Annotated in this window: 4 protein-coding genes; 2 read left to right on the forward strand and 2 right to left on the reverse strand. The window is 46.6% G+C overall.

The annotated features are described in order from the left end of the window. The first annotated feature begins 237 nt into the window (after positions 1-237). Positions 238-975, forward strand: a complete 738-nt coding sequence (locus EYC87_RS19360) for a hypothetical protein (protein WP_279254348.1) — start codon at positions 238-240, stop codon at positions 973-975. A gap of 461 nt (positions 976-1436) precedes the next feature. Then, positions 1437-2639 (forward strand): hypothetical protein, encoded by a 1203-nt coding sequence (locus tag EYC87_RS19365; protein WP_279254349.1) that lies wholly within the window; start codon positions 1437-1439, stop codon positions 2637-2639. A 344-nt stretch (positions 2640-2983) separates the two neighbouring features. On the opposite strand, the gene EYC87_RS19370 is transcribed toward EYC87_RS19365, so the two are convergent. Together EYC87_RS19370 and EYC87_RS19375 are read right to left on the reverse strand one after the other, a co-directional pair. After that, a complete protein-coding gene (locus EYC87_RS19370) occupies positions 2984-3544 on the reverse strand; it encodes a class I SAM-dependent methyltransferase (RefSeq protein ID WP_279254350.1) in 561 nt (186 codons plus the stop codon). A gap of 23 nt (positions 3545-3567) precedes the next feature. Then, positions 3568-4461 carry a beta-1,6-N-acetylglucosaminyltransferase gene (locus tag EYC87_RS19375; RefSeq protein ID WP_279254351.1) on the reverse strand — a complete coding sequence of 298 codons (894 nt, stop codon included), beginning with the start codon at positions 4459-4461 and terminating at the stop codon, positions 3568-3570. Positions 4462-4968 lie beyond the last annotated feature (507 nt).

Genomic DNA, 4968 nt, shown 5'->3' on the forward strand with positions numbered 1-4968 from the left:
ATCCCGCACGCTGAACCAGCGAAAATTACACAACCTGCGATTTGCAGGCTAGACTGGAGAAGCAACTGGCAGAAAAGTGTCTCTTAAAAATCGGGCCCATTGGTCCCAAGTTGGCTGACGACGTACAGTATAGATACCTAAATGAAACATAGAGAAGATGGGACGCAACGACCACCACAGACGGAGACTGAGCGATGGCCACGGCCTCGATACGATAGTCAAGATGAGCCCCATTTCGTGTTCATTCTTACTCCACCCTACACGGGGTCTACTACCATTGCCAAATACCTGGCTACCAGCCCAAACATAGGGTTGCTCAGAAGAAACGGGGAAGGTCAGGAATTGGTACCCGGTATACAGCGGAACTGGAATGCGGATGCCAGGATTGACGGAGAGTCGATCAAGTCTACATGGCTGAATAGATACCAGGAAATCAACAGCGATGGCCGTATAAAAATCATCGTTGAAAAATCGCCTCCCAACATGGTGCGAATTGAGGTACTCCGCTCACTATTCCGTGAGACGACGTGCCTTGTGAATAACCGAGACCCGGTTGCATTTTGTTCCAGCACCTTCTTTCGAAATACTCCCGATTTAAACCAGTTAAAAGAGGCCGACAGGCTGAATGCTTTACAGAAGAAGGCCCTGAATTGGGTCCTTCACAGTAGTATCCTCAAAGAGTATTCGTCGGCCCACAAAGTCGCGGCTTGCAGCTATGAGCAGTTCTGTGATTTACCGCAATCCCTGCAGACAATATTCGAAAAGGCCACCGGCAAAGCCATTCAGCCTGACGAAAATCTGGTTTTGAAGATAAAAGATTATCAACCGTCTGGCATAGAAAACAAAAACCAGGAGCAGATAGGAAAGCTGAGTAAAATTGAAATTGAAACTGTCGTCAATACCTTGCGCCCGCACTCGGCATTAACATCATTTTTTGGCTACACGCCAGAAAGCTGGCTACAGATGGCTGAATAGCAGAAACTACTCGCGCAAGTATAAGCGGGATTAACGCTATCTTTTCGGTCAGCAAATCAGCTACCAGAACCTAGAGCTCCGCCTCAAGCAGGTCTCTTCGACTACTAACAATTACAGGGAATGTGACGAATTATGCTGCTCAAGGAAGAGGCTGGCAGGGCCAACTATCGTTTAAAAAGGTTTCTTTAGCAAAAGACACGGCGCTGATGGATTTTTTATGGTCATTTGGTTCATTGCTAACACTAGTTTATATCCTGGACCGCATTAAATGGTTGTCTGCAGTCCGATGTTTGTCCTAAATTGGCGTCATGGGTAGCGTCTAACCCACTTATACTTCGCAGTTTTCTGATCCCGGCGAAGTCCAGCATACTCGCGGAGTTGGGCGACATGCGGTTCGATCACGCTGGGTTGGTAAGGCCCGCCTCACTCGAGAACGCGATAAACTGAGAGGATTCGCAATAATGAAGACAGTATCTCTGATAGTAACCGCTTTCGCCATCGCTATGGCGCACCCGTTGCTTGCACAGACAGTCCCGTCTCGGGAAACCCTTACTATTGACTGTAACATTGGTGAAGGAGCGGGCGTAATTGGTGATGATCACGCTTTAATGCCAGGAGAAACGCTCACAGTAACGCTGCTGAATTGCAACGGATGGAATATCGACGACCAGGACGCAGGCAACGTGATGATGCTCAACGGCACTGCTACCAATAACAGTGATATCTCTGGTGATAACGCGACACTTGCTGTGACCGGCGCATCAGACATCGATTTCGACCCTCCCGCAAATTGGACTATGCCGGACACTTTCTTAGAGCCACCAGATCCGGACGATAATGCGGACATCGATCTAGATGTTTACCTTGCTGCTCCCGCTACTAACCCAGCGGGCTCCTTGGTCTTAGAGCGCGAGTTGGTGTTTCCCGTCTCAAATCTGCCGCAATTCACAGTCGGCAGCACTACGACAAATGAAGCTGATGACTACCTGCTGGGCGAGGATAGCGACTGCAACATGGAGAACGGTCACCATGTCTATCAGCAGTTTTCTATCGGCATAACCGAAACGGGTAGTTACAGCTTCTTAGTGCCTTGGGTGACACCAGTCGATGAGGACCTCTACTGGGGGTCGGCCTACTACCCTAGCCAAGATTTTTTCCTCGCGCTGTACAGCAGTTTTAACAAGGACGCCCCCAATTCGAACCTGCTTGGCTGCAACGACGACCGCGCCGGGGGATTCTACCTATCTTTTGGGTCAGGTAACGCCGCGCTGATTATGGATGATCAGCAACCCTGGATGACCGTTAATCTCGATCCGGGGACTTACACGCTGGTTCTTACCACCTTCCGATCTATATCTAGCGAGAGCCACAACATCGGATATTTTAGCTCGACTTCAGACTACGCCGACGGGGCGTATGGCTCTAATTGGTCTCCGACCACGATGAGCGCGTTTTTCAAGCTATGGGGACCGAGCTCAAGTTCGATATTCCCGGACAGTGATGACGACGGTGTACCGGACAACAGCGACGCTTATCCGCAAGACGCAACACGGTCTGTCGCGCCGGTGCCGGCAGTACCAATGCCCTTTCTCATAATGCTCTCTCTAGGATTCATGGTGACAGGATCATGGTGGCTCACGTGGCGCAATCCAAAGCGGCGCTAGTCTCATCGACAGATGCGAGAGAGGCGCCAATCCCTCTTACAAAAAAGGCCCAACACTCTGAAATTTAGTTAATTCTCTTCGACTTACGGACAGCGCATCTAAAAACCGAACCCGACTAGGTTCGGCCTACGTTCGGTTTCGCCGTCCCTGTCCTACAGCTAATTGAATACTGCTTAGCTTTCATCAACTTACCAAATCAAGTAGAGCCTGTTCCTGCTCCTCATAATCGGCAGGTCGAAGACGGTCGGCCGCTGCCGTTCAAATCCTTCTGGGCCGACCGTTGCTGCCGCTGCGCGTTGGAGAGAAGTATAAGCGGGATTAACGCTATCTTTTCGGTCAATCCATTATAAGCAACGTTCCACTGGCAACCACTTATCGCGGACCAGGCTGATTAGACTTTTGGTGATCTCAACTATGGATTCAGGATGCTTTAATCCTCTTCGAATCTTGTTCTTATATAGTCGCCCATCACTCCAGTAACTAGTTTCAGTATCTTCCAGAATGTAGATACCGCCGTTAGAAAGCATATTTCCAAAAAGATAATTGAATGTTCTCAATTGATGCTCAGGATGGTGGCTACCATCATCAATGATAAATCGGACTTCCTTCTCGATATTTTCGTTCACTTCATTCAACAAATCCAAATCAGACTGATCCCCTTTGAAAACGATTCCTCGTGGATGCTGAAATCCCTTATTTATGTCAATTCCGTATATCTCCGCTCTAGAGAAATATTCGCTCCACATCTTCAGAGAGCCACCCCTCTCAATTCCGATCTCCAGCATCGCAAAATCCATATCTCTAAGGTGTTCAAGAAACGTAGTGTAATACCGGTGGTATCCATGATGCCTTATCTTATCTGTACCAACGCTAAGGCCGATTTTTTTTAGGCTTTTTCTTTCCATAATGAACGAAATCTCTCCTTACACTATTTATTCAATCTATCCTTCAACATCAATTTGAGAGAATTTGAAGTCGGTGAATCTAGCTTCCGAGCAAACAGACTCTTTGACGAAACAATTTCTTCAAAGTCACGTGAATCAAGTACAGCTGGATACCCCCCTCTACCAGAGCTCCAGTCGATATATCTCAAATTACTGTTTTCAACATTAGCAGCATATTTGGAATTCATTATTACGGTTTGGAAGTACATCTCTTCGGGGCAAAACGTGTGCTTCATTCTGCGTATGAGACGACTATCACCATTAGCCTGGTTGACGACAAATTGTAATGTCGGCCTAGTTAACGTCCAATAGGTGCTACCACCATACAGAGCTGGGTTTTTCTTTGGAAAAGCCCTTCTCAAGCGAACTGATTTTTGAATTTTTACTAGTCTGGATATCCACTTTTCGCCGCCTTCTTTCACATCAAAAGTGTCATAGAAATGAAAGTATTCAATTCTTTCCATACCTCCACCCTTCCAATTTTTATTGGGAATTCTCTGATTAATCATGTAATCCTTTTGCTCAGAGCAGTCTAAAAGTTTTCTGAACTCAGATATCGGAGAAGCAGGGAAATCTTGCGCAGTGATGAGATGGAAGTAGGTATTTTTTTGATCTTTTAGAGCTTCAGAAGACAAGTGCAAATAGGACTTTAGGTAGTTTAGTCCACCCCAATTTACCGAGTATTTGAAAGACACCAGCCTAACATTGCTAAAAGACTCGATTTTTTGCGTGACTACTTTGTCTGGTCTTTTTCTCTTATCGATATGGATATAGATGTTGAAATCCTCATCCAAATCGAAGCATCGAATCAATTCAACTAATTGATCAAAGTTCTTATACGCGGTGATTAGTATGGCATTTTTCAACGGCTCACTCACTGCAATTCTTCCAAACATCAGCCAATCAAAAGTCCAATAGGTGTGTCCACTGGAATTTGTGCTAGCGAGCTCTCCCTTTGAATTTTTCGGGCATGCTATCCACTAGGGCAAATCAACATTTCTACTCTGAATACTCTCTCATAATTGGCAGGGCGAAGACAATCAGACTTTATAGCCCGATCCTTCTACTGCCGTTCATATTGCTTTACCAGTTACGCCATTCTGGAAAATGCCGTAACTACTCGGAACACCAAGTTGTAGCTAACGTGGCTGAGATGGATTCGACTGGTTTATGGCCATCAAATTCAACCTTCATTAGACGCCCCAGATTTGCAAAAAGGGGACTATCGCAGATATTTGGACGGTATCGAAGTCCTGGGTGTACGTCGTCAGCCAACTTGGGACCAATGGGCCCGATTTTTAAGAGACACTTTTCTGCCAGTTGCTTCTCCAGTCTAGCCTGCAAATCGCAGGTTGTGTAATTTTCGCTGGTTCAGCGTGCGGGAT

This window comes from Candidatus Seongchinamella marina, from assembly GCF_026262685.1.
Taxonomy (GTDB): Bacteria; Pseudomonadota; Gammaproteobacteria; order Pseudomonadales; family Halieaceae; genus Halioglobus; species Halioglobus marinus.